We start from the raw sequence: 24,560 nt of genomic DNA on the forward strand, positions 1-24,560 counted from the left end.
TCAGCGCAGCCGCGCGGCGAACACCTCGTACGCCTCCTCGCCGAACAGCACGAACCTGACCCGCTCGACCGCGGTGCCGGCCGCCCGGACCGTCTCGACGGCGATCCGGGCGCCGTCGTCCATCGGCCAGCCGTAGACGCCGGTGGAGACGGCGGGGAACGCGACCGTGCGGGCGCCGAGTTCGTCGGCGACGCGCAGCGACTCGCGGTAGCAGGAGGCCAGCAGGCCGGAGCGGTCCTCGGTGGCGCTGAAGACGGGGCCGACGGTGTGGATGACCCAGCGGGCGTCGAGGGCGCCGGCGGTGGTGGCGACCGCCCGGCCGGTGGCCAGGCCCTTGCCGTAGCGGGACGCGCGGAGCTTGCGGCACTCCTCCAGGATCGCCGGGCCGCCGCGCCGGTGGATCGCGCCGTCGACCCCTCCCCCGCCCAGCAGCGAGGAGTTGGCCGCGTTGACGATCGCGTCGGCGCTCTCGAGGGTGATGTCGCCCTGGACCGCTTCGATGAGGGTCATGTCTGCCTCAGTCGTTTCCATACGGCCTTCGCCGCGTTGTGCCCGGACATGCCGTGCACGCCGGGGCCCGGCGGCGTCGCCGAGGAGCAGATGAAGATCGCCGGGTGGGGTGTGTGGTAGGGGAACAGGGTGAGCTTCGGACGGAGCATGAGCTGGAGGCCGGAGACGGCGCCGGAGGCGATGTCCCCGCCGACGTAGTTGGCGTTGCGGGCGGCGAGTTCGGGCGGTCCGGCCGTGGCACGGGCCAGGACCAGGTCGCGGAACCCCGGGGCGAAGCGCTCCAGTTGGCGTTCGACGGCGTCGGTGAGGTCGCCCGTCCAGCCGTGCGGGACGTGCCCGTAGGCCCAGAAGACGTGCTTGCCCTCCGGGGCGCGGGTCGGGTCGACGACGCTCGGCTGGGTCGTGATCAGGAACGGCCGGTCGGGGGCCCGGCCCTCGCGGGACACCGCGCGCAGGGCGGCGCCGATCTCCGCGCTGTCGGCGCCGATCTGCACGGTGCCGGCGGCGCGGGCCTCCTTGGCCGTCCACGGCACGGGCCCGTCCAGCGCGTAGTCGATCTTGAACACGCCCGGTCCGTAGCGGTAGCCGGCGTAGTGGTTGCCGAAGCCGGCGATGCGGGCGAGGGCGGTGGGCGAGGTGTCGAAGACGTACGCCCGGGCCGGCGGCAGGTCGTCGAGGCGCTTGACCTCGTAGTCGGTGTGGACGGCGCCGCCGAGGTCGCGCAGGTGGGCCGCGAGGGCGTCGGACAGCGCCTGGGAGCCGCCACGGGCGAGGGGCCAGCCGCGGGCGTGCGCGGCGAGCGCGAAGACCAGGCCGATGGCGCCGGTGGCGAACCCGCCGAGCGGCGCCATGACATGGGCGACCAGCCCGGCGAAGAGCGCCCTGGCCCGTTCGTCGCGGAAGCGCCGCATGAGCAGGGTGGACGGGGGCAGGCCGAGGAGCCCGAAGCGGGCGAGCGTGACGGGGTCGCGGGGCAGCGCCGTGAGCGGCAGGGACATGAAGTCCCGGGCGAGCGTGTCCCACTTGGGCAGGAAGGGCTCGACCAGCCGGCGGTAGGCACCGGCGTCGCGCGGCCCGAAGGAGGCGGCCGTCTCGCCGACCGACCGGGACAGCACGGCCGCCGTGCCGTCCGGGAAGGGGTGGGCCATGGGCAGCTCGGCGTGCAGCCACTGAAGGCCGTACCGCTCCAGCGGCAGGGCGCGGAACGCCGGGGAGTTGACGGCGAGGGGGTGGGCCGCGGCACAGGGGTCGTGCCGGAAGCCGGGCAGGGTGAGCTCCTCGGTGCGGGCCCCGCCGCCCACGGTGCCCCTGGCCTCGAACACGGCGACGGAGAAACCGCGGCGGGCCAGCTCCACGGCCGCGGTCAGTCCGTTCGGTCCCGCTCCCACTACGACGGCATCGAGCATCGACGGCACCTTGGGACCCCTTCGTCAGCCGACGGCCACTGGGGATCAGGATATGCCCGGGGACGGACCGTCACCGGCGGCGGGGGCCACCCGCCCGGGACGGCCGGTGAGCGACGGCGGGAGGCCCCCGCCCGTCACCTCCGGTCACCGTCGGTGCGCCCCGGGCGACGGTCGCGCAGGTCAGGCGCCGCCCGCCAGCAGCCCGGCGATCCGGCGGGCCGTGGCCGCGTCACGGGCCGCGGTGAACGGCAGGGCGTTGCCGCCCGTAATGCGGAACGGCTCGCCGGTCAGGGTCAGATGGGCACCGCCCGCCTCCTCGACCAGGAGCAGTCCGGCGGCATGATCCCATGCCGCCTCCCAGGAGAAGGCCGTTGCGTCCGACTCGCCGCGGGCGACGGCGAGGTACTCCAGGCCGGCCGAGCCGCACGCGCGTGGTGCCACGCCCTCGGTGCGCAGGGCGAGCAGGGCGCGCTTCTGCTCGTCCGTCGTGTAGTCCGGGTGGGAGGTGGCCACGCGCAGGTCCCGGCCGGGCTCGGGCACGCCGGCGAACAGCCGCTCGCCGTCGAGGTGGGCGCCCTTGCCCCGCTGGGCGGTGGCGAGCCGGTCGCGGGCGGGCGCGTACGTCCAGGAGGCGAGGAGCGTGCCGCCGAGGGCCAGCGCGACCAGGGTGCAGAACCCCTCCTCGCCGCGCACGAACTGCCGTGTGCCGTCGACCGGGTCGACGATCCAGACCGGGGCGTCGCCGCGAATCGCCTCGTAGGACGCCGGGTTGGCGTGGACCGCCTCCTCGCCGACGACGACCGAGCCGGGCAGCAGGGCGACCAGCTCCTCGGTCAGGTACAGCTCGGCCTTGCGGTCGGCGTCGGTCACCAGGTCGTGCGGCCCGGCCTTCTGGTCGATCTCGTGCGCGGCGAGGCGGCGCCAGCGCGGCAGGATCTCCGTCGCGGCCGCCTTGCGGATCGCCTCCTCGACGTCGGAGGCGTGCTGCGCGAGAAACTCTTCGATGGTTTCGTTGCTGTCGATCACCCTTCCATCACAACACGCGCCGCTGACAATCCCCAGCCGCGGGGTGCACCCCGGGTGGCAGCGCGGTGAACAGCGGCGCGTGCGCGCCGGTCACCGGCCGACCGCGTACCCCTGCATGCCGCGCGGGTTCGCCGCCGCCGACAGCACGCCCGTCTCCGGGTCCCGGGCGACCGCGCAGAGCCGGCCCTCCGACCAGGGGGCGCCGACGGTCACCTGGTGGCCGCGCCGGCGCAGCCCCGCGACGACGGCCGGGTCGGTGCGGGCCTCGACGGTCACGCTGCCCGGGCGCATGCCGCGCGGGTAGAAGGAGCCGGGGAAGCTGTCGTTGTGCCAGTTCGGGGCGTCGATCGCGCCCTGCAGGTCGAGCCCGCCGCGCACCTGGGGGCGCAGCGCGAGGGCGACGAGGAAGTGCAGCTGCCACTGGTCCTGCTGGTCTCCGCCGGGCGTGCCGAAGGCCAGCACGGGCTCGCCCCCGCGCAGCGCGATCGACGGGGACAGGGTGGTGCGGGGGCGGCGGCCGGGGGTGAGGGTGGCGGGCAGGCCCTCCTCCAGCCAGGTCATCTGCAGCCGGGTGCCGAGCGGGAAGCCCAGTTCGGGCACGACGGGGTTGGACTGGAGCCAGCCGCCGCTGGGCGTGGCGGAGACCATGGTGCCCCAGCGGTCGACGACGTCGAGGTGGCAGGTGTCGCCGCGGGTGCTGCCGTCGGCGAGGACCTCCGGTTCGCCGGGCACGGGCGAGGTGGGGAACGTGGCGACGGTCGGCTCGCCGACGCCCAGGGCGCCGAAGCCCTCCTGGGCGGCGGCCGCCCCCCGCGCGTGGGCGCCCAGGCGCGGGGTGCGCCCGCCCGGGCTGCCGGGCCGCAGGCCGTACGCGGCCCGCTCGCCGATCAGGGCGCGGCGGGCCGACCCGTACGCGTCGGACAGCAGGTCGTCGAGGGGCACGTCGGCGGCGTCCCCGTACCAGGCCTCCCGGTCCGCCATGGCGAGCTTGCAGCCCTCGACGAGGAGGTGGACGTAGTCGGCCGAGCCGTACGGGGGCAGCTCGGGCGGGAGCAGGGCGAGCTGCTGGAGCAGGACCGGGCCCTGGCTCCAGGGGCCGGGCTTGCACACGGTCCAGCCGTTCCAGTCGTACGTCACCGGCCGCTCCCAGGTCGCGGACCAGGCGGCGAGGTCGGCGGCGTCGAGGGTACCGGTGCGGTGGGTGCCGCTGGTGTCGAGGGTGGGGCGGGCGGCCTGGCGCACGAGGGCCTCGGCGATGAACCCGGTGCGCCAGACCTGCCGTGCGGCGTCGATCCGGGCCTCCCGGTCGCCCGCCCGGGCGGTCTCGGCGAGCAGGCGCTTCCAGGTGGCCGCGAGCGCGGGGTTGCGCAGCAGCCGGCCGGGGCGCGGCACCTCGCCGCCGGGCAGGTAGACCTCCGCCGAGGAGGTCCACTCGGTCTCGAAGAGTTCCCGCACGGTCGCCACGGTCTGGCCGACCCGCTCCACGGGCACGTGGCCGTGCTCGGCGTAACCGATGGCGTACTTCAGGACGTCGTCGAGGCTCTTGGTGCCGTGGTCGCGCAGCAGCAACGCCCAGGCGTCGAACGCGCCGGGTACGGCGGCGGCGAGCGGCCCGGTGCCGGGGACGAGGTCCAGGCCGAGGCCGCGGTAGTGCGCCACCGTCGCCCCGGCCGGTGCGACGCCCTGGCCGCACAGCACCCGCACCTCGCCGCCGGGCCGGGCGACCAGGAGCGGCACCTCACCGGCCGGGCCGTTGAGGTGGGGTTCGACGACCTGCAGCACGAAACCGCCGGCGACGGCCGCGTCACAGGCGTTGCCCCCGTCCTCCAGCACGGCCATCGCCGACTGCGCGGCGAGCCAGTGGGTGGCGGAGACCATGCCGAAGGTGCCGCTGAGGGTGGGACGCGTGGTGAACTGCATAGGTGACCTCGGTGTTCGTGGACGTCGGCCGGCCTCTGCGCGGGCCGCGGGCGGCTTGCGGGAGAACACGTGCACGGCTTCTCCTGCCCCACTCCTCCCCAGGGCCCCCCGCTTCCCATGCCCGGCAAGCCGTGGCCGCTCCGCTCGGCACCGCGCAGGCGCAGGCCGGCCCGTCCGGCCCCGCCCACCGCCAGCCGCAGACCGCGGCGATCGGCGCCCGGCTGCTCGGCCGGCCCGGCGAGGAACTCCGGCCCGGCCTCCGCGGGGAGCGGCTGCGCGAGGGGTGCCCGACGGCCGGGTCTACGACCGCCCGGCCCGCTCGCGCCGCCGGTCCAGGTGACCGATGGCCGGGCTCGCCATCACGCCGTGCAGCACCACCGAGATCACCACGGTGAAGGCCACGGCCGCCCACAGCTCCCGCGCGAGCCCGCCGAAGGAGTCCTGCCCGAGCGCGTAGGACAGGTAGAACAGCGACCCGATCCCCCGGATCCCGAACAGGGCGATCACCGCGCGCTCCTTCCTCCCCGTGGCGGTCCGTGCCTGTGCCGGCCACCCGGTCAGCGGCCGTACGACCAGCAGCACGAGCACGCCCAGCACCGCGCCCCTCGGCGTCAGCGCGGACCAGGCACCGGCCACCAGGTAGCCGCCGAGCAGGAACAGCAGCACGGCCGTCAGCAGCCGCTCGATCTGCTCGGTGAACTCGTGCAGCACCTTGTGGTAGCCGTGGCTGCGTTCGGCGGCCCGGATGACGCAGGCGGTCACGAAGACGGACAGGAAGCCGTAGCCGTGGAGCACCTCGGCGACGCCGTACGACACGAAGGTGGCTCCCAGCGCCACGAAACCCTCCATGTGCTCGGACAGTCGCAGCGCCGAGGTGCGCGCCCGGAAGAACATCCACCCCAGCAGCCGGCCGACCGTGCCCCCGACCGCCAGCCCGACGGCGCACTTGCCGAGCAGGTCGGTCAGGGCCCACGAGCCGATCCAGTCCGCCGACCACCCCGTGCCGGCCGCCGCGGCGAGGGCGATCGCCGCGTAGACGAACGGAAAGGCCAGGCCGTCGTTGAGCCCCGCCTCACTGGTCAGGGAGAACCGCACCTCGTCCTCGTCCCGCTCGCCGCCGAGCGGCTCGCCCACGCGCACCTCGCCGGCCAGCACCGGGTCGGTGGGCGCGAGCACGGCTCCCAGCAGCAACGCGGCGGCGGGCGGCCAGCCGAGCACGCCCCAGGCCAGGAGGGCGACGATCCCCACGGTCAGCGGCATCGTGATGCCCAGCAGCCGCCAGGCACTGGACCACCGGCGCCACCCGAAGGGCCGGTCGATGGCGAGCCCCGCGCCCATCAGCGACACGATCACGCACGCCTCGGTGGTGTGCTCCACCCACAGCCGGTCCCGGACGGGGTCGACCGCAGGTACGCCCACCGGCAGCAGCTCGATCACGATGCCCGCGGCGAGGAAGACCATGGGCAGGGACAGCGGCCGCCTGGACACCACCCTGGGCAGCACGGCGGCCCCCAGCGCCCCCAGGCCCAGACAGACGTAGACCACGTCCGAGAGCGTCACTGCGGCCTCCTGCCCGAAAGGATCACCATGAGCCGGGCAAGTACCCCGTCAGCACGGGTGATTCCTCCGGGCACGGCCGGTCCTGCCGCGGCCGCGCACGGCCCCGGCGGCGGGGCGGAGCCCGCTACCGGCCCCCTGGCGCGGTCGAGGGAGGTGTCATCCGCCGGACGGCTGGCCCCGGCGCGGTGTCTGGGGCGACTTCGCGGCCTCGGCCTCGGCCTTGGCGTCGTTCACCGCGGCGGCGGCCTGCTTGCCGGCCTCGTCCGCGGCCGCGGCGGCGTCGAGCGCAGCCGTCCGGCCCGCGTCGAGCTCCGGCGTGCGGTCGTCGTCCCCGGCGGCCGCCTCCCGCCGGTGCGGGGGCGGGCCCGCGTCGGACTCGTCGCCGAACGCGCGGGTGACGGTCCGGACGGCTTCGGTCAGCTCCCCCGGGATCACCCAGAACGTGTTGTTGTCGCTGCTCGCCAGGTGCGGCAGCGTCTCCAGGTACTTGTAGGCCAGCACCTTCGGGTCGGCGTTGTTGCGGTGGACGGCCTGGAAGACCAGCTCCACCGCCTTCGCCTCGCCGTCCGCCCGCAGGATCATGGCCTGCTGCGCGCCCTGGGCCTCCAGGATGTCCTTCTGCTTGGTGCCCTCCGCGGTGAGGATCTTGGCCTGCCGCTCCCCTTCGGCGTGCAGGATCGCCGCGCGCTTGTCGCGCTCGGCCCGCATCTGCTTCTCCATCGCCTCCTTGATGGTGTGCGGAGGGTCGATGGCCTTGATCTCGACGCGGTTGACGCGGATGCCCCACTTGCCGGTGGCGTCGTCGAGGACGGCGCGCAGCCGGGAGTTGATCTCCTCGCGGGAGGTGAGCGTCTCCTCCAGGTCCATGCTGCCGATGACGTTGCGCAGCGTGGTCACGGTGAGCTGGTCGATCGCCTGCAGGTAGTCGGCGACCTCGTAGGCCGCCGAGCGCGGATCGGTGATCTGGTAGTAGAGGACGGTGTCGATGTTCACCACGAGGTTGTCCTCGGTGATCACCGGCCTCGGATCGGACGAGTAGACCTGCTCGCGCACGTCGAGTTTGGTGTTGATGCGGTCCGCCACCGGCACGACCAGGTTCAGCCCGGGCTGCAGGGTCCGGCGGTACCGGCCGAACCGTTCGATGTTGTAGCGGCGGGCCTGCGGGACGATCCGCACGCTGGAGGCCACGAGGAAGACGACGACGAGGGCCGCCACGAGCGCGAGGACGACAACTGGCTCCACGGTGCCTCCGTTGCTGTGTGTTCAGCCGTTCACGGAAGGAGTTCGCGGGGGTAGACGACGGCCGTGGCGCCTTCGATCTCCATGACGTCCACCAGCGCCCCCACCGGAATCACGAGGGTTTCGTCGAGGGCGCGGGCCGACCACTCCTCGCCGGACAGCCTGATCAGGCCACGGGTCGCCGTGACCTCCTGCACGACCTCGGCCCGCTTGCCGATCAGCGCGTCGCTGCCCTCGTGCGTGAGGGGCTGCTGCGCCATGTGCCGCAGCGCCACCGGACGGATGAGGAACAGACCCGCTCCGGCGGCCGCGGTGAAGGCCAGCAGCTGGCCGAGCAGGCCGATGCCCACGCCGGCGACCACCGCGGCGACCAGCGCGGCACCCGCCAGCAGACCGAGGACGAGGGTCAGGGTGAGGAACTCCGCGGCACCCAGTGCCGCGGCGGCGCACAGCCATATGAACCACGGCATCGCATCGCCCTCCTTCTGGGGCCCTCCCCACCAAGCTACCTCCCGGACACCTCGGGCAGAACAGACAGGGCAGGCGCGGTTGCGGGCCGGTGCCCGCCGACCGCACTCGCCGGGGCGGCCCCGCACGACGGCCCGCCCAAAACCCCCACTCGCCGCGCAACCGGCCGAAACCGCGACGGCCGATGGCGAGGTCCCGTCACCACGCCACCACGCAGCGAGTTCGGCCTTCCGCCCCACAGGGACTCGTGTGACACTGTCGTCCCGTCCGCCGTGCGGACCCGTTCCGCACCGTCCGTCCCCCACGAGAAGGGCGCCGTGCGTTCTCTACCCCTGCCTCTGGCCCTGACCGCACGCCTGTCGCCGGTGGCCGTGCTCGCCGCGGCGGGCTGGGCGCTGTCGGCCGGTCCGCTCGCCGCGCCGCAGGCCGCCGGGCACAAGCCGGCCGAGGAGAAGACCGAGACCCGGTCCGTCTCCGCTCCCTCGACGTCGGCGGCGGCGAAGACGTACGCCACGGCGCCCGCGCCGTGCGAGAGCGTCGCCGAGAAGACCGTCCAGTCGCTCGTGCCGGGCGCCCGGACGGCCGGCAAGGAGATCCCGTCCACGGACTCCGAACTGCGCCGGACCTGTTCGTGGAACGCGCTCAAGGGCTACGACTACCGCTGGCTCGACGTGTCCTACGAGGTGATGGCGTCGGACGAGGCGGCGCAGAAGTCGTACGAGGACCAAGTGGAGCGCAGGAGCGGCGGCGGGGCGGTCCCCGGTCTGGGGGACGGCGCGTACTCCGTCGTGAACCTCACCACCGAGGACGAGCAGCAGACCAGGGAGGGCGTCGTGGTCGCGCGTGCCTCCAACGTGCTGGTGACGATCACCTACAACGGCAGCGACTTCGAGTCGAAGAAGGCGCCGGACACGGACACCGTCAACAAGGGCGCCATCAGGGCCGCGAAGGAGGCGGTGGCCGCGCTGGAGAGCGAGAAGGGCTGATCCCGCTGCCCGGCGCGGCTCACGTCTCACAGGGCCTTGCGGCCGCGCAGCGCCATCAGCAGCAGGTACAGCACCATCGACGTGCCCAGGCCCACCGCCCAGCCGTAGTCGGCCAGGTCGGCCAGTGCCGGGACGGGGCGGCCGTCGATCAGCGGCTTGAAGCTCGCACCGCCGACGGCGAGGACACCGCCGGCCACGAAGGCGACGACGGCCCGCCAGTTCCAGCCGCCCTCGTACCAGTAGCGGCCGCCCGCGCGGTACAGGTCGGCCAGGTCGAGCCGGGCGCGGCGCAGGATCCAGTAGTCGGCGATGAGGATGCCCGCGACGGTGCCGAGCAGGCCGCCGACCAGGCCGAGCCAGGTGAAGATGTAGCCCTGCGGGTCGGAGTACAGCTTCCACGGGAAGATCAGCACTCCGAGGACGCAGGTCGCGAGGGCCCCGGCGCGGAAACCGATGCGGCGGGGCGCGATGTTGGAGAAGTCGAACGCCGGTGAGACCAGGTTGGCGGCGACGTTGACGGACAGCGTCGCGACCAGGACGGTGACCAGCGCGAAGAGCAGGCCCACGGTGTTGTCCGCCTTGGCCGCGAGCTGCACCGGGTCCCAGACGGCCTCGCCGTAGACGGCCTGGGAGCCGGAGGTGACCATCACCGACAGGAACGCGAAGAGCGTCATGGTGGTGGGCAGGCCGAGGGCCTGGCCCCACGTCTGCGCCTTCTGGCTCCGGCCGTAGCGGGTGAAGTCGGGGATGTTCAGCGACAGCGTGGACCAGAAGCCGATCATGCCCATGAGGGCGGGGGCGAACAGCGTCCAGAAGTCGGCGCCCCAGCCGAGCCTGGAGGGCTGGTCGAGCAGCGGTCCGAAGCCGCCCGCCTTGTCGCTCATCCACCACAGCATCACGAACGCGCCGACGAGCACGAAGGGCGCCGCCCAGTTCTCGAAGCGGCGGATCGTCTCCATGCCCCGGTAGATGATGACGACCTGCAGGGCCCAGAAGATCGCGAACGACAGCCACATGGTCCAGGCGTAGCCGCCGACCTTCGCCGCGTCCGTCCAGCCGCTGCCGATCAGCTTCCCGGCCAGGAAGTAGATGGCCTCGCCGCCGATCCAGGTCTGGATGCCGAACCAGCCGCAGGCCACCAGCGCGCGCACGACGGCGGGCAGGTTGGCCCCGCGGATGCCGAAGGAGGCCCGCGCGAAGACGGGGAAGGGTATGCCGTACTTCGGCCCGGCGTGCCCGGTGAGCAGCATGGGTATCAGCACGATCACGTTGGCCAGGGCGATGGTGAACACCGCCTGCTTCCAGTCCATGCCGACGGCGATCAGCCCGGAGGCCAGGGTCCAGGAGGCGGTGTTGTGGGCCATGCCGACCCACAGCGCGGAGAAGTTGTACGTGGTCCAGGTGCGCTGGGCGACGGGGACCGGCAGCAGGTCCTCGTTGGCGTAGGGGCCGCTGGGCGCCGGGGCGTCCGGGGCGATCTCCACCCGGCCGTCGGCGAGAGTGACTTGGGTGGTCGGCGGTGGGGCCGTGGGAGCGGTATCGGTCATGGCCGGGCCAATCGGGGAGACGGGACGGGAAAGGCCGTGCGGGTGATGCCGATGGGGGGTGCGCCCGGGGCGCCCTGGCCCCCTTCCCGGGCCGGGGGAAGGGGGGAGTCGGGGGTGTGCCGCGGAGAGGTCAGTCGCCGAGGGCCGGGATCACGCGGGATCCGTAGGCGTCGATCACGGCCTCCTGCGCGTCGTGCATGTCGTAGACGGCGAACTGGTCGACGCCGAGCGCGCGCAGTGCCTTCAGCTTCTCGATGTGCCGCTCGACGGGGCCGATCAGGCAGAACCGGTCGACGATCTCGTCGGGCACGAACCGGGTGTCCGGGTTGCCCGCGCGGCCGTGGTGGGAGTAGTCGTAGCCCTCGCGGGACTTGATGTAGTCGGTGAGTTCGTCGGGGACGGCGGCCGAGTGCTCGCCGTACCTGGAGACCAGGTCGGCCACGTGGTTGCCGACCATGCCGCCGAACCAGCGGCACTGCTCGCGCGCGCGGGCGAGCGCCTCGGGCGAGTCGTCCTCGGTGACGTAGGCGGGGGCGGCGACGCAGACGGTCACCTCCGACGGGTCGCGGCCGGCGGCGACGGCCGCGTCCTTCACGGCCTTGACCATGTACTCGGTCAGGTACAGGTCGGCCAGCTGGAGGATGAACCCGTCCGCCTCCTCGCCGGTCATCTTCAGGGCCTTGGGGCCGTACGCGGCCATCCACACGGGCAGTTCGGCCCCGGGCTTGATCCAGGGGAACCGGACGACGCTGCCGCCGCCGAGGTCGGCCTCGCGGCCGCTGCCGAGGGCCCGGATGACCCGCATGGCGTCGCTGATCCGGGCCAGCGTGTTGGGTTTGCGGCCGGCCACGCGCATCGCGGAGTCGCCGCGGCCGATGCCGCAGACCGTGCGGTTGCCGAACATGTCGTTGAGGGTGGCGAAGGTGGAGGCGGTGACCTCCCAGGTGCGGGTGCCCGGGTTGGTCACCATGGGCCCGACCTTGAGTTTGGTGGTGTTGGCCAGGATCTGGCTGTAGATCACGAACGGTTCCTGCCACAGCACGGCGGAGTCGAAGGTCCAGCCGTGGGAGAACCCGTTGCGTTCCGCGCGCTTCATCAGGCTGATCACCCGCGAGGCCGGCGGGTCGGTCTGCAGGACGAGTCCGAAGTCCATCCGCACCACTCCTAGTTGAGGTACTGACAGGTGGATCGCGGGGTGAAGACGCCGTGCCCGGCGTGCCCGGTGTACTCCCGCTCGGTGATGACCGGTTCGCCGCGCGAGAGCACCGTCTCGACGCGGCCGGTGACCCGCCGGCCCTCGTACGCCGAGTAGTCGACGTTCATGTGGTGGGTCTCGGCCGAGATGACCTGCTCGGCGTGCGGGTCGTAGATCACGACGTCGGCGTCGGCGCCCGGCGCGATGGTGCCCTTCTTCGGGTAGAGGCCGAACATGCGCGCCGGGGTGGCGCAGGCGATCTCGATCCAGCGGCGGCGGCTGATGTGCCCGTCGACGACGGCCTGGTGGAGCAGGTCCATGCGGTTCTCCACGCCCGGCAGGCCGTTGGGGATCTTGGAGAAGTCGCCGCGGCCGAGGTCCTTCTGGCCGGTGAAGCAGAAGGGGCAGTGGTCGGTTGAGACGACCTGGAGGTCGTTCGTGCGCAGCCCCTGCCAGAGCCTGGCCTGGTGCTCGCGGGGCCGCAGGGGCGTGCTGCACACGTACTTGGCGCCCTCGAAGTCCGGTTCGGCGAGGTTGTCGGTGGACAGGAACAGGTACTGCGGGCAGGTCTCGCCGAAGACGGGCAGTCCCTCGTCGCGGGCGCGGGCCAGTTCGGCGACCGCCTCCATCGCCGAGACGTGCACGACGTAGAGGGGTGCGCCAGCGACCTGGGCGAGCCGGATCGCGCGGTGGGTGGCCTCGGCCTCCAGCAGGGCCTTGCGGACCTCGCCGTGGTAGCGCGGGTCGGTCTCGCCGCGGGCCAGGGCCTGTTCGACCAGGACGTCGATCGCGATGCCGTTCTCGGCGTGCATCATGATCAGGCCGCCGTTGTCCGCGGAGCGCTGCATGGCGCGCAGGATCTGGCCGTCGTCGCTGTAGAAGACGCCCGGGTAGGCCATGAACTGCTTGAAGGAGGTGACGCCCTCCTCGACCAGCAGGTTCATCTCCTTGAGGGTCTCCTCGTTGACGTCGGAGATGATCATGTGGAAGCCGTAGTCGATCGCGCAGTTGCCCTCGGCCTTGGCGTGCCAGGCGTCCAGGCCCTCGCGCAGGCCGTGGCCGACGCTCTGCACGGCGAAGTCGATGATCGTCGTGGTGCCGCCCCAGGCCGCGGCGCGGGTGCCGGTCTCGAAGGTGTCGGAGGCGAAGGTGCCGCCGAAGGGCAGCTCCATGTGGGTGTGGGCGTCGACGCCGCCGGGGATGACGTACTTTCCGGTGGCGTCGATCGTGCGGTCGGCGGTGAGGACCCCGGGCGCGGCCAGGGCGGCGATCCGGCCGTCCTCGATCAGGACGTCGGCGTGGACTTCGTCGGAAGCCGTGACGACGAGACCGCCGTGGATCAGTGTTCGGGTCATCGGGCGCTCCTCCATGTGGATGCGTGCGGGTTCGTCGTGGCCGGTCGCGCGCACGCGGCGGCAGCCGCATGTCGAATACAGCAGCCCCGCGCCCCTAGAGGTCCGTCAGCGGGCCGTACGTTCCAGGCGCCCGGTCCCGGTAGAACTGCCAGCGGTCGCGTACCTCGCGGAGTGTGGCCATGTCGAGGTCCCGGACGACCAGTTCGGGCTCCTTGTCGCCCGCCACCTCGCCGACGAACCGGGCCTCCGGGTCCACGAAGTACGAGGTGCCGTAGAAGTCGTTGTCGCCGTACTCCTCCACACCGACCCGGTTGATCGCGCCGATGAAGTACTCGTTGGCCACGGCCGCCGCCGGCTGCTCCAGCTGCCAGAGGTAGCCGGACAGGCCGCGGGAGGTGGCCGAGGGGTTGAAGACGAGTTCGGCGCCCGCGAGGCCGAGGGCCCGCCAGCCCTCCGGGAAGTGGCGGTCGTAGCAGATGTACACGCCGACTTTGCCGACCGCCGTGTCGAAGACGGGCCAGCCGGAGTTGCCGGGGCGGAAGTAGAACTTCTCCCAGAATCCCCGCACTTGCGGGATGTGGGTCTTGCGGTACTTGCCGAGGTAGGAGCCGTCCGCGTCGATCACGGCCGCGGTGTTGTAGAGGACGCCGGGCTGCTCCTCCTCGTACATCGGCAGCACCAGCACCAGGCCCAGCTCCTTCGCCAGGGCCTGGAAGCGGCGGACGATCGGGCCCTCGGGGATCCGCTCGGCGTACGCGTAGAAGGCCGGGTCCTGCACCTGGCAGAAGTACGGTCCGTAGAACAGCTCCTGGAAGCAGAGGACTTGGGCGCCCTGCGCGGCGGCGTCGCGGGCCGCCTGCTCGTGGACCTGGATCATCGACTCCTTGTCGCCCGTCCAGGCGGTCTGGAAGACGGCGGCACGGATCACTCGGCTCATCGGGACCTCCGGTCGCTCGGTGTGCCGTGAGCCTAGGAAGCCCGGACGTCCTCTTTGAGATGCACCGTGTCACGTTCCGGGGCGTACGGCGTGCCATCGTGTCACTCTCGTTCGGGCTCATGTTTCACCGCCGTTTTCCCAGGTGGTTGCGTGTTTCAGTGGTGTTGCGCGTCGTGCGCGAGAAGCGCGATGTGCACCGAGGCGGCCTGTTCGAAGTCGTCGAGGTCCACCCCGAGGCGGATCTGTATCGCCTCCAGACGGCGGTAGAGGGCCGGCCGGGAGACGTGGTGGAGCTGGGCGGTGCGGGACTTGTTGCGGCCGGTGGCGAGGTAGGTGCGCAGCACGGACAGCAGGTCCTCGTCCGTCCCGCACAGCAGCCCGTCCAGCTCCCGCTCGGCGAAGGACTGCACGTGCGGGTCGTCGCGCAGCAGGCGGATCAGACCGCGCAGGTGGACGTCCTTCAGACGCACGACCGGCGGCAGGTCGAGCACGGCGGAGGAGTCGGCGACGGCGTCCGCCACGTGCTGGGCCTCGCGCAGGCCGGTGGGGACGTCGTCCCAGGCGGCCCGGGGTTCGGCCGCCGCGACGACCGTGCCGTCGGTGGCGGCCTCCGTGCGCAGCCGGGTCGCGAAGTGCGCGGCGAGCGCGCCCGCGTCCTGGTCTCGGGCGAGGCTGAGCAGAACGGCGGTGGCCCCGTCGGCGAGTTCGGCGACCAGGCCGGACAGTCCGAGCAGCCGCAGCAGCCGTTCCAGCCGGGCGGGGTCGCCGTCGCGGACGACCAGCGGCACGAACGTGCGCCGGTTGACCGGGAGTCCGGCGGCACGCGCCCGGGGCAGCAGCTGCCGCGCCGGTACGACGCCGCTGACCAGATCGGTCAGCAGGCTCTGCGCGGACTGCTCCTCCCAGGAGCAGGCGGCGCCGCCGAGCATGCGGTGCAGGACGAGGGCCTCGGCGGCACGGTCGGCCAGCAGCCGCCCGGTGGCGGTGTCGCCCCGGTAGCCGCACAGCACGATCCGGCCCCAGCGCTCGCCGCGCCCGCCCAGTTCGGCCCGGATCCAGCCGTCGCCCTCGGTGCCCGTCCCGGTGCCCGAGGGACCCGGGCGGTGCCCCCATGCCTGCCGGGCGATGCGCTCCCAGTCGCGCAGCACGTCGTCGACGGCCGGGCGCTCCCCCGCCGTGCCGAGGACGCGGTGGGCGAGGTTGGTGACGACGACGGGGCAGCCGCTGTGCCGGGCGACCTCGTCGAGCAGACGCTGCAGCGGGGCGCCCGCGGTGATGAGGGCGGTGAGCTCGGTGCGGACGGCCTCGGAGAGGCTGACGGCGGCGAACTTGCGCCGCACCAGCCGCGACTGGACCTCCTCGGTGAGTTCGGCGAAGGGGAAGGGCCGGTGCAGCACGACCATCGGCAGTCCGCACCGCTCGGCGGCCCGGCGCATCACGTCCGGCGGGGAGGGGAAGGCCCGGCCGAGCCCCAGGACGACGGCCGCCGCCTCGGCCCGGTGCAGCGAGCGCACGTACTCGGCCTGCTTGTCCTCGTCGCCGGCGAGCAGCACCCCGGTGGTGAGGACCATCTCGCCGCCGCTGAGCATGACCCCGACGTCGGCGGCCTCGGCGACGTGCACCCACCGCACGGGCCGGTCGAGGTGGCTCGCACCGGCCACCACCTCGGGCTCCCCGGCGAGCACCCGCTCCAGGGAGAGGACCTGCCGGACCGACAGGGCGGGTTCCGGGGAGTCCGAGGTGAGGGTCATGGTGACGGTTCCCTTGTCCGGTCGGCCGCTACGGGATGCTCCTCAGAGCGTTCTCGAGGATCGCGGCGCCCTCCTCGGCCTCCGCGACGTTGAGGGACAGCGGCGGGGCGACGCGCAGCGAACTGGTGTTGTGCCCGCCGCCCTTGCCGATCAGCAGGCCGCCCTCGCGGGCCGCCTCCAGGACGGCCGCCGCGGTCGCCGGGTCGGCCTCGTCGGTGCCCGGCCTGGTGATCTCGATGCCGATCATCAGGCCGCGGCCGCGGACCTCCCGGACGGCCGGCACGTGCGCGGCGGCGGCCCGCAGCCGCTCGATGAGCATGCCGCCGACCCGCCGGGCGTTGCCCTGCAGGTCGTGCTCCAGCAGGTAGGTGAGGTTGGCGAGGCCGGCCGCCATGGTGATCTGGGTGCCGCCGAAGGTGGAGATGCTGTTGGCGTCCAGGCAGTTCATGATCTCGGCGCGGGCCACGACGCCGCCGATGGACATGCCGTTGCCGATGCCCTTGGCGAAGGTCAGGATGTCCGGCGGCCCGTTCTGCCCGTGGGCCTGCCAGCCCCAGAAGTGCTCGCCGGTGCGGCCCCAGCCGGTCTGCACCTCGTCGGCGATCCACAGGATGCCGCGCTCGTGCAGCACCTCGCGGAAGGCGGCGTACAGCCCGTCCGGCGGCGAGGTGAAGCCGCCGACGCCCTGGATGGGCTCGGCGATCAACGCGGCCGGCGGGCGGGTGTGGCCGAGCAGGTCGACCAGGTCGTCCACGCAGGCCGCGATGAAGTCGCCGTCGCTCAGCTCGGCGTACGGGCCGCGGGTGCGCACGCCGCCGTGCACGTACAGCGTCTGCAGCGGGGACAGCGAGGTCGGGGACCAGCCGCGGTTGCCGGTGATGCCGACGGAGCTGAAGGAACGGCCGTGGTAGCTGTTGCGCATGGCCAGGATCGTGTTGCTGCGCCGGTAGGCGGTGGCCAGCAGCAGGGCGGTGTCGTTGGCCTCGGTGCCGGAGGTGGTGAAGAACACCCGGGCGTTCGGGATGCCGCTCAACTGGGCGATCCGCTCGGCGAGTTCGACCATCGGGCGGTTGAGGTAGAGGGTCGAGGAGTGGATGATCCGCCCGGCCTGCTCGGTCACCGCCTTGGTCACCTCGGGCAGCGCGTGCGCGGTCATGGTGGTGAGGATGCCGCCGAAGAAGTCGAGGTACCGCTTGCCCTCGGAGTCCCAGACGTGGCGGCCCTCGCCGTGGGTGATCTCGATCGGCTCCTCGTAGTAGAGGGAGAGCCAGTCGGGGAGCACGGACCGGTGGCGGCCCAGCAGGTCGTGGTTCACGGCCGCACCAGCCCTTCGTAGGCGTCGGGGCGGCGGTCGCGGTAGAAGGCCCACGTCTGCCGCACCTCCTCGATGAGGTCGAGGTCGATGTCCCGGACCACGAGTTCCTCCTTGCTGTCGCTGGCGACGTCCCCGACGAACTGCCCGCGCGGGTCGACGAAGTAGCTCGTGCCGTAGAAGTCGTTGTCGCCGTACTCCTCCTGCCCGACACGGTTGATCGCGGCGACGTAGTACCCGTTGGCGACGGCGGCCGCGGGCTGCTCCAGCCGCCACAGGTGGGACGAGAGGCTGCGGTGCGTGGCGGAGGGGTTGTAGACCAGCTGGGCGCCGGCCAGGCCGAGTTCGCGCCAGCCCTCCGGGAAGTGGCGGTCGTAGCAGATGTAGACGCCGACCCTGCCGGCCGCCGTGTCGAAGACCGGCCAGCCGAGGTTGCCGGGCTTGAAGTAGAACTTCTCGCGGAAGCCCTTCAGCTGCGGGATGTGGTGCTTGCGGTACTTGCCGAGATAGCTGCCGTCGGCATCGATCACGGCCGCGGTGTTGTAGTAGAAGCCGGGCTGCTCGGCCTCGAACACCGGCGCGACGATCACCATGCCGGTCTCGCGCGCGAGCGCCCGCATCCGCCGGACCGTGGGTCCGTCGGGGACGGGCTCGGCCCAGCGGTAGTGCTCCGGCTCCTCGACCTGACAGAAGTAGGGGCTGTTGAAGACTTCCTGGAACCCGATGATCTTCGCGCCCCGGCGGGCCGCCTCGCGGGCGTGCTCCTCGTGTTTCGCCACCATGGACTCGGTGTCGCCGGTCCAGGTGGCCTGGACCAGAGCGGCACGTACGACGTTGGCCATGAGCTGCTCCTTCGACGCGACGTCTGCGCCTCTACGCCCGTAGAAGCGAGCCGTAGAGCCACGAACGTAAGCCTCCTGCCGGGGCTTGCCAAGACCATCGTCGCCAACCCGCGGGGCAGCGCGCGATTCGCACTCCGGTGGGTGAGTCGCCCGGGCCACGGAGTCGCCGGTCAGGCGGGGTGCCCGGCGACCCGGAGGGCGTGCACGAGGTCCCAGCGGCGCTCGTCGGACACGCCCGCCGCCGCCTCCAGCAGCAGCGGCACGAGGCGCCGCGGGTCGGGTTCGGCGCTGCGGGCGGCCTCCTCGGGGGTGCGGGCGGTGACGTAGGCGTCGAGCAGCACGCGCACCTCGCGGTGGCGCCCCTCGTCGGCCAGGGCGAGGACGGCCCGCCCGATCTCCCCCGGCGGGCGGGCGACCCCCTGGCGCAGCAGTTGCCGCCCGTCGCCCGTGCGCCCGGCCGCGCCCAGGGCGTCCGCGGTGGCGACCAGCTGCCCGGCGGGCAGCGCGGCGGCCTCCCAGAGCAGGGTCTGCCAGTCGGCGTCCAGCCCGGCGCGGTGCAGCCGCTCGGCGAGCAGCGGGATCCGGACGGGCCCCCAGGAGGCGGCCTCCACCAGCAGGACGTGCGCCTCCCCGCTGCGCCCCTCGCCCCGCAGCCGCGCCAGCGTCTCGACGACCCTCGCGACCTCGCCCCGGTCGGCTTCACCTGCGGCGGGGTCCTGCCCGGCCGGGCGCTCCACCACCGGCTCCTCGGCGGCCCCGGCGAAACGGGCGCCCCGAGGGGTGCGTCCGGCCGCCGGGGCGGCGGGCGCGGGCGACGCCGGCACGGTGGCGGACGGCACGACGACGGGCGCGACGTCCTCGTCCACGACCCCGGCGAACCGCGCACTGCCACGGCGCCGCTTGCGCGGTTTGCCGCCGGCGGACTCGGGGGGCGGGGCGTCGGAGCCGCCGAGGGCGGCCTGGTCGGCCCTGCTGGACGCCCCCGGGTCCACCGGAGCCGGAACCGGGGCCGGGACCTGGCTGCCGAAGGCGTGCCGGGCGGCCGGGGCAGCACCGGGGAACGCCCCCGAGGCGGCGGCCGGGCCGCCGAACGCCTCGGCCGCCGGGGACGGCCCCGACGCGGCGGGCGTCCCGGGAGCGGCCGGGCGCGGACCGCGAGCGGCGGACGAGGACCGCGCTCCGTCCCAGGAATGCCCCGGGGCGACGGAGGATTGCGCTCCGGCGCGGGGAGCTGCGGGGGCGGCACCCGAGGGCCGCGCTCCGCCCCAGGAGGGCCCCCGGGGGTTTGCGGGCCGCTCCCGGTCCCCCGAGGGCTGGCGGGGGTCTGCGGGCCGCTCCCGGTCCCCCGAGGACCCGGGGGCGGCCGACGGCTGCTCCCGGTCCCCGACGGGACCTGTGGCGGCCGACGACTGCCCGCCACCCCGCGAGACACCCCGAACGGCCGAGGACCCTTCTCCGCCCCACGAAGACTCGGGAGCGGCCGACGGCTGCTCCCCGTCCCCGACGGGACCTGTGGCGGCTGAAGACTGCCCGCCACCCCGTGAAACACCCCGAACGGCCGAGGACACCTCTCCGCCCCACGAGGACTCGGGAGCGGCCGACGGCTGGCCTCCGTCCCAGACGGGACCCGCGACGGCCGACGACTGCCCGCCACCCCGCGAGGCACCTCGGGCGGCCGAGGACCGCTCTCCGCCCCATGAGGACTCGGGAGCGGCCGACGGCTGCCCTCCGTCCCAGACGGGACCCGCGACGGCCGACGACTGCCCGCCACCCCGCGAGGCACCCCGAACGGCCGAGGACCGCTCTCCGCCCCACGAGGACTCGGGAGCGGCCGACGGCTGCTCCCCGTCCCCGACGGGACCTGTGGCGGCCGACGGCTGCTCCGCGTCCCACACGGGACCTGTGGCGGTCGACGGCTGTTCCCCGCCCCACGAAGGGCCCGGGACATTCGATGGCCGCCCTCCGGCACTCGCAGCGGCACGGGCCCCGGCCGACGACTGCTCTCCGCCCCGCGAGGGATCCGAAACAGCCGGGGAGCGCGAGGGCCGCGCGGGCCGCTCCCCGGCGCCTGTCGGCGTCGGCTCGCGCGGGGTGCTCGCCGTGCCCCGGTCCTGCCCGGGGGCGCCGCCCCGCGCGCGCCGGTCCAGACGGTCCGTGCGCGCCCGCAGTTCCGCGCAGCGGGCCGCCGCGCGGTCGTGGTCGTCGCGGGCCCAGGCCAGGTCCAGGCGCAGGGCGTCCGCCTCGTCACGGCTCGTGGCCGACGTCAGCTGGCGGGCCAGGACGGCATGGCGTTCCGCGGCGTACTCCTGCTCGCGGAGCATGACGGCGAGGCGGTCGCCCAGGGCCTCGCGGCCGCCGGGCCGGTCGTCGTACGCGGCGAGCGCGACGGTGTGCAGAAAGCGGGCGTGTTCCGTCTCCGGGCCGGCGCCCCCCGGCCCGTACTGCCCGGCGAGGTCGGCCAGCAGGGACTCCACCACGTCCCAGGGCGGCACCTCACGTCCGTCGAGGCAGGCCCGCATGCCCTCCGGGTCCCGCTGCCAGAACACTCCGCACCAGCCGCCGGACGGGTCCAGACGCGCCAGGAGACCGTCCAGGTAGTTCGCGAACTCCCGCACCCGGTCCGGGAGTTGTTCCGCCGTCATCGCCCAACTCCCGCCTGACCGGAGCACTCCGCCCCGTAGGCAACACCAGCCGTGTTACGACGGTGCTACAGGGAGTTTTCACCCGCGGAGCAGGCGCCTCCGCGGGCGGGTCACAGCGGCACCAGGACGCACTGCCCCGCGAGTTCGTCCATGGACAGCCCGAGCACGCCGGCCAGCGCGGCCACCGTGAAGAAGGCCGGGGTCGGGGCCCGCCCGGTCTCGATCTTGCGGAGGGTCTCGGCGGAGATGCCCGCGCTCGCCGCGATCTCGGTCATGCTCCGGTCGCCACGCGCCTCACGCAGCAGCTTGCCGAGCCGCTCGCCGCGTTCGCGCTCTTCGGGGGTGAGAGGGGTGCGCACCATGCACCCATTCTAATACCGGTATAGTAATTGGCATGGTGGAGCTGAAGACAGACACATCGATCGACGCCATGTACGAGGCGGGCCAGGTCGTCGCCCGCGCGCTGACGGCCGCCCAGCAGGCCGCCGACGTGGGCGTTTCCCTGCTGGAGCTGGACGAGGTGGCGCACGACGTGCTGCGCGCGGCGGGCGCGACCTCGCCCTTCCTCGGCTACCGGCCGTCCTTCGCGCCGACGCCGTTCCCCGCCGTCCTGTGCGTCTCGGTCAACGACGCGATCGTGCACGGCGTCCCGACCCGTTACCGCCTGCGCGACGGTGACCTCGTCTCCATCGACTTCGGCGCCGAACTCGGCGGCTGGGTCGGCGACTCCGCGCTCAGCTTCGTCGTCGGCACCCCGCGCGAGGCCGACCTGCGCCTGATCGAGACGGCCGAGCGGGCCCTTGCCGCCGGCATCGAGGCGGCCGTCGTCGGCAACCGCATCGGCGACATCGCCCACGCGATCGGCACGGTCTGCCGCGCCGCCGGGTACGGCATCCCCGACGGCTTCGGCGGCCACGGCATCGGCCGCCGCATGCACGAGGACCCCGGCGTGCCCAACGAGGGCCGGCCCGGGCGCGGCATGCGGCTGCGGCACGGCATGGTGCTGGCGATCGAGCCCATGGTCGTCGCGGGCGGCACGGACCACTACCACGCGGCCCCCGACGGCTGGACCCTGAAGACCAACGACGGCTCCCGCGCGGCCCACGCCGAGCACACGGTGGCGATCACGGAGTCCGGCCCGAGGATCCTGACCGCACGCTGACAACGTCCGCCTTCACCCCGGTATGCACCGAAGGTGCCCCTTGTCGGCGTTCGTGCGAAGGTGTTCTACGAGCGCGCCCCAGGTGTAACGGGCTGCCACCCGGGTTACCCGACCCCGGCACGTCGACCAGCGAGGGCGTCCCCCGCCCGGGCGCCGGGGACGCCGGGAACGGAAGGCCCATGAGCAGCGGCTACAGCAGCCCGGAGGGCTACGGCTCGGACCCCTTCGGAGAATTCCTCGCACGCTTCTTCGGCGGACCGCGCCCCGGTCCCCGGCAGATCGACCTCGGCCGGCTGCTCAGCCAGCCGGCCCGGGAACTCGTCCGCGGCGCCGCCCAGTACGCCGCCGAGCACGGCAGCCGGGACCTCGACACGCAGCACCTGCTCCGCGCGGCCCTGTCCACCGAACCCACCCGGACCCTGCTGAGCAAGGCCGGCGCGAACCCCGACTCGCTGGCCTCGCAGATCGACGAACGCTCGGGGCCCGCCCAGCACACCCCGGACGACGCACCGCCGCCCACCGCGCTCTCCCTCACCCCGGCCGCCAAGCGGGCCCTGCTGGACGCGCACGACATGGCCCGGGCCCGCGGCTACGGCTACATCGGCCCGGAGCACGTGCTCAGCGCCCTGGCCTCGAACCCCGACTCGGCCGCGGGGCACATCCTGAACGCGGCCCGGTTCGCGCCGTCCAGCCCGCCCGAGGCACCGGAGGCACCGCAGGCCGAGCGGCCGCGCGCGACGAACACGCCCACCCTGGACAAGTACGGCCGCGACCTCACCGAGCTGGCCCGGCAGGGCCGGATCGACCCGGTGATCGGCCGGGACGAGGAGATCGAGCAGACGGTCGAGGTCCTCTCCCGGCGCGGCAAGAACAACCCGGTCCTGATCGGTGACGCGGGCGTCGGCAAGACCGCCATCGTGGAGGGCCTGGCCCAGCGCATCTCCGAGGGGGACGTGCCCGACGTGCTGATCGGGCGCCGGGTGGTCGCCCTGGACCTGACGGGCGTGGTCGCCGGCACCCGCTTCCGGGGCGACTTCGAGGAGCGGATGAACAACATCGTCGGCGAGATCCGCGCCCACTCCGACCAGCTGATCATCTTCATCGACGAGCTGCACACCGTCGTGGGCGCCGGTGCCGGGGGCGGCGACGGCAGCTCCATGGACGCGGGCAACATCCTCAAGCCCGCCCTCGCCCGGGGCGAGCTGCACATCGTGGGCGCCACCACCCTGGAGGAGTACCGCCGGATCGAGAAGGACGCGGCGCTGGCCCGCCGCTTCCAGCCGATCATGGTGCCGGAGCCGACACCCTCGGACGCGATCGAGATTTTGCGCGGCCTGCAGGACCGCTACGAGGCCCACCACCAGGTCCGTTACACCGACGACGCGCTGGTGGCGGCCGTGGAGCTGTCCGACCGCTACCTCACCGACCGGCGGCTGCCCGACAAGGCGATCGACCTGATCGACCAGGCCGGCGCCCGGGTGCGGCTGCGGGCCCGGACCAAGGGCACGGACGTGCGGGCCCTGGAGCGGGAGCTGGAGCAGCTGATCCGGGACAAGGACCAGGCCGTCGCGGACGAGAGCTACGAGCAGGCGACCCAGCTGCGCGACCGGATCCTGGACGTGAAGCAGCGGATCACGGAGGCGGGCGGCGACGGCGAGGTCGACGAGGGCCAGGACCTGGTGGTCGGCGCCGAGGCGATCGCCGAGGTGGTGTCCCGGCAGACGGGCATCCCGGTCAGCAGCCTCACGCAGGAGGAGAAGGACCGCCTGCTGGGCCTGGAGGAGCATCTGCACGAACGGGTCGTCGGCCAGGACGAGGCCGTGCGGGTCGTCTCCGACGCGGTGCTGCGCTCCCGCGCCGGGCTCGCCTCCCCGGACCGCCCGATCGGCAGCTTCCTGTTCCTCGGCCCGACGGGCGTCGGCAAGACCGAACTGGCCCGGGCCCTGGCCCAGGCGCTGTTCGGCAGCGAGGACCGCATGGTCCGCCTGGACATGAGCGAGTACCAGGAGCGCCACACCGTCAGCCGGCTGGTCGGCGCCCCGCCCGGCTACGTCGGCCACGAGGAGGCCGGCCAGCTCACCGAGGTCGTCCGCCGCCACCCGTACTCGCTGCTCCTGCTGGACGAGGTGGAGAAGGCGCACCCGGACGTCTTCAACATCCTGCTCCAGGTCCTCGACGACGGCCGCCTGACCGACGCGCAGGGCCGCACGGTGGACTTCACCAACACCGTCATCGTCATGACCAGCAACCTGGGCTCCGAGGCGATCACCCGCCGCGGCGGCGCGCTGGGCTTCGCCTCGGGCGGCGCCGACGCGGACGAGGAGGCCCGCCGCGAGCAGATCCTGCGCCCGCTGCGAGAGCACTTCCGCCCGGAGTTCCTCAACCGCATCGACGAGATCGTCGTCTTCCGCCAGCTCAGCACGGAGCAGCTGCGCCGGATCACCGACCTCCTGCTGGATCGCACCCGCTCCCTCGTCCGCAGCAAGGGCATCACGGTCGACTTCACCGACCGCGCGGTGGAGTGGCTGGCCGACCACGGCTACCAGCCGGAGTACGGCGCCCGCCCGCTGCGCCGCACGATCCAGCGCGAGGTGGACAACGAGCTGTCACGCCTGCTGCTGGACGGTCGGGTCGGCGAGGGCGGCCGGGTGACCGTGGACGTGCAGGACGGTCGTCTCGCGTTCAGTACGGCGCCCCGTTAG

The 24,560-nt window shown here is 73.5% G+C and carries 19 protein-coding genes; 3 read left to right on the plus strand and 16 right to left on the minus strand.

Annotation, left to right across the window (positions count from 1 at the left end; translation table 11 throughout):
* From ACPXCS_RS35175 to ACPXCS_RS35205, 7 genes are all read right to left on the minus strand, one after another.
* Entirely contained in the window at window positions 1-510 is a 510-nt protein-coding gene (locus ACPXCS_RS35175; RefSeq protein WP_425951583.1) for an O-acetyl-ADP-ribose deacetylase, read from the minus strand.
* Complete coding sequence (locus ACPXCS_RS35180) at window positions 507-1,916, minus strand: phytoene desaturase family protein (RefSeq protein WP_425951584.1); 1,410 nt, start codon at window positions 1,914-1,916, stop codon at window positions 507-509. The genes ACPXCS_RS35175 and ACPXCS_RS35180 overlap by 4 nt, the downstream gene beginning before the upstream one ends.
* A 180-nt stretch (window positions 1,917-2,096) precedes the next feature.
* The gene (locus ACPXCS_RS35185) at window positions 2,097-2,942 is read right to left on the minus strand and encodes an inositol monophosphatase family protein (protein ID WP_425951585.1); all 846 of its coding nucleotides are present in this window, start codon (window positions 2,940-2,942) and stop codon (window positions 2,097-2,099) included.
* 90 nt (window positions 2,943-3,032) lie between these two features.
* Window positions 3,033-4,862 carry a gamma-glutamyltransferase family protein gene (locus ACPXCS_RS35190; protein WP_425951586.1) on the minus strand — a complete coding sequence of 610 codons (1,830 nt, stop codon included), beginning with the start codon at window positions 4,860-4,862 and terminating at the stop codon, window positions 3,033-3,035.
* A gap of 300 nt (window positions 4,863-5,162) precedes the next feature.
* Window positions 5,163-6,422, minus strand: coding sequence for a cation:proton antiporter (locus ACPXCS_RS35195; protein ID WP_425951587.1), 1,260 nt, complete (start codon window positions 6,420-6,422; stop codon window positions 5,163-5,165).
* A 156-nt stretch (window positions 6,423-6,578) separates the two neighbouring features.
* Entirely contained in the window at window positions 6,579-7,664 is a 1,086-nt protein-coding gene (locus ACPXCS_RS35200) for an SPFH domain-containing protein (protein WP_425951588.1), read from the minus strand.
* Window positions 7,665-7,693: 29 nt separating this feature from the next.
* Window positions 7,694-8,131 (minus strand): NfeD family protein, encoded by a 438-nt coding sequence (locus ACPXCS_RS35205; protein WP_425951589.1) that lies wholly within the window; start codon window positions 8,129-8,131, stop codon window positions 7,694-7,696.
* Between the two features lie 315 nt (window positions 8,132-8,446).
* On the opposite strand from ACPXCS_RS35205, the gene ACPXCS_RS35210 reads away from it, so the two are divergent.
* Complete coding sequence (locus ACPXCS_RS35210; RefSeq protein WP_425951590.1) at window positions 8,447-9,115, plus strand: hypothetical protein; 669 nt, start codon at window positions 8,447-8,449, stop codon at window positions 9,113-9,115.
* A 26-nt stretch (window positions 9,116-9,141) separates the two neighbouring features.
* On the opposite strand, the gene ACPXCS_RS35215 is transcribed toward ACPXCS_RS35210, so the two are convergent.
* The 9 genes from ACPXCS_RS35215 to ACPXCS_RS35255 form a co-directional block, all read right to left on the minus strand.
* Window positions 9,142-10,662, minus strand: a complete 1,521-nt coding sequence (locus ACPXCS_RS35215; RefSeq protein ID WP_425951591.1) for an NCS1 family nucleobase:cation symporter-1 — start codon at window positions 10,660-10,662, stop codon at window positions 9,142-9,144.
* Window positions 10,663-10,792: 130 nt separating this feature from the next.
* Complete coding sequence (locus tag ACPXCS_RS35220; protein WP_425951592.1) at window positions 10,793-11,815, minus strand: TIGR03842 family LLM class F420-dependent oxidoreductase; 1,023 nt, start codon at window positions 11,813-11,815, stop codon at window positions 10,793-10,795.
* 11 nt (window positions 11,816-11,826) lie between these two features.
* The gene (gene hydA / locus ACPXCS_RS35225) at window positions 11,827-13,212 is read right to left on the minus strand and encodes a dihydropyrimidinase (RefSeq protein ID WP_425951593.1); all 1,386 of its coding nucleotides are present in this window, start codon (window positions 13,210-13,212) and stop codon (window positions 11,827-11,829) included.
* Window positions 13,213-13,306: 94 nt separating this feature from the next.
* Entirely contained in the window at window positions 13,307-14,149 is an 843-nt protein-coding gene (locus ACPXCS_RS35230) for a nitrilase-related carbon-nitrogen hydrolase (RefSeq protein WP_425951594.1), read from the minus strand.
* 155 nt (window positions 14,150-14,304) lie between these two features.
* Window positions 14,305-15,900: a PucR family transcriptional regulator gene (locus ACPXCS_RS35235; protein ID WP_425951595.1), complete on the minus strand. Its 1,596-nt coding sequence runs from the start codon at window positions 15,898-15,900 to the stop codon at window positions 14,305-14,307.
* A 28-nt stretch (window positions 15,901-15,928) separates the two neighbouring features.
* Entirely contained in the window at window positions 15,929-17,215 is a 1,287-nt protein-coding gene (locus ACPXCS_RS35240; protein WP_425951596.1) for an aspartate aminotransferase family protein, read from the minus strand.
* Window positions 17,212-18,054, minus strand: coding sequence for a nitrilase-related carbon-nitrogen hydrolase (locus ACPXCS_RS35245; protein WP_383322009.1), 843 nt, complete (start codon window positions 18,052-18,054; stop codon window positions 17,212-17,214). Before ACPXCS_RS35245 ends, ACPXCS_RS35240 begins: the two co-directional genes overlap by 4 nt.
* 170 nt (window positions 18,055-18,224) lie before the next feature.
* Window positions 18,225-20,696 carry a hypothetical protein gene (locus tag ACPXCS_RS35250; protein ID WP_425951597.1) on the minus strand — a complete coding sequence of 824 codons (2,472 nt, stop codon included), beginning with the start codon at window positions 20,694-20,696 and terminating at the stop codon, window positions 18,225-18,227.
* Window positions 20,697-20,806: 110 nt separating this feature from the next.
* Entirely contained in the window at window positions 20,807-21,058 is a 252-nt protein-coding gene (locus ACPXCS_RS35255) for a helix-turn-helix domain-containing protein (protein WP_425951598.1), read from the minus strand.
* 32 nt (window positions 21,059-21,090) lie between these two features.
* Here ACPXCS_RS35255 and map point away from each other — a divergent pair, with 32 nt between their 5' ends.
* Both map and ACPXCS_RS35265 read left to right on the plus strand, forming a co-directional pair.
* Window positions 21,091-21,858: a type I methionyl aminopeptidase gene (gene map, locus ACPXCS_RS35260; protein WP_425951599.1), complete on the plus strand. Its 768-nt coding sequence runs from the start codon at window positions 21,091-21,093 to the stop codon at window positions 21,856-21,858.
* Window positions 21,859-22,037: 179 nt separating this feature from the next.
* Window positions 22,038-24,560, plus strand: coding sequence for an ATP-dependent Clp protease ATP-binding subunit (locus ACPXCS_RS35265; protein WP_425951600.1), 2,523 nt, complete (start codon window positions 22,038-22,040; stop codon window positions 24,558-24,560).

Origin of the sequence: Streptomyces sp. DT190 (assembly GCF_049846985.1) — a bacterium.
Taxonomy (GTDB): domain Bacteria; phylum Actinomycetota; class Actinomycetes; order Streptomycetales; family Streptomycetaceae; genus Streptomyces.